The sequence below is a fragment of the Vibrio sp. 2304 genome, from assembly GCF_033339475.1.
Taxonomy (GTDB): domain Bacteria; phylum Pseudomonadota; class Gammaproteobacteria; order Enterobacterales; family Vibrionaceae; genus Vibrio; species Vibrio alginolyticus.
Genome location: NZ_JAWOUQ010000081.1, coordinates 1 through 612, shown reverse-complemented (window position 1 = coordinate 612; position 612 = coordinate 1). Strand labels below are relative to the sequence as shown.

General features: G+C 59.2%; 1 pseudogene. It reads right to left on the bottom strand.

The features are described 5' to 3' along the window. Window positions 1–612, bottom strand: a pseudogene (locus R7P64_RS24365) (arginine decarboxylase); the annotation flags it as partial.

The window sequence follows — 612 nt, the reverse complement described above, 5'->3', positions numbered from 1 at the left end:
AACAGCGAGAAGTTGACGTAAATCTTATCCGCCATCCGCTCCTGCAGTTCGTCGATAATCGGACGATGCGCGCGGTTGCTCGGGTCGAGCTGTTTCTGGACTTCATGGCACATGTTCAGATACAGCTGTTCCGCCCACGCGCGCTCCTGCAGGTTGAAGGTGCCTGAGGAGTAGCCGATGTGGATATCGTGCAGGTCCATCTGGCTGTCGTGCAGCCATTCGCGCAGCGAGCGGCGATTGCCGGTCTCGTGCATCTCCTGCCAGGTTTCCCACATGCTCTGCAGCGGACGCGCAGCGTCTTCCGCCGGCGGGGTCGCCTCGGTGTATTCGTTACGCTCCACGCCGATGATGTTGGAAACCAGCACGGTATGGTGCGCGGTCACCGCGCGGCCGGACTCGGTGATCACCGTCGGGTGCGGCAGGCCATTCTCTTCGCAGGCATCGCCGATCGCCCAGATAATGTTGTTGGCGTACTCATTCAGGCCGTAGTTCACCGAACAGTCGGACTGTGAACGGGTACCTTCATAGTCCACGCCCAGACCGCCGCCAACATCGAAGCACTGAATATTAACGCCGAGCTTATGCAGCTCAACATAGAAGCGTGACGATTCA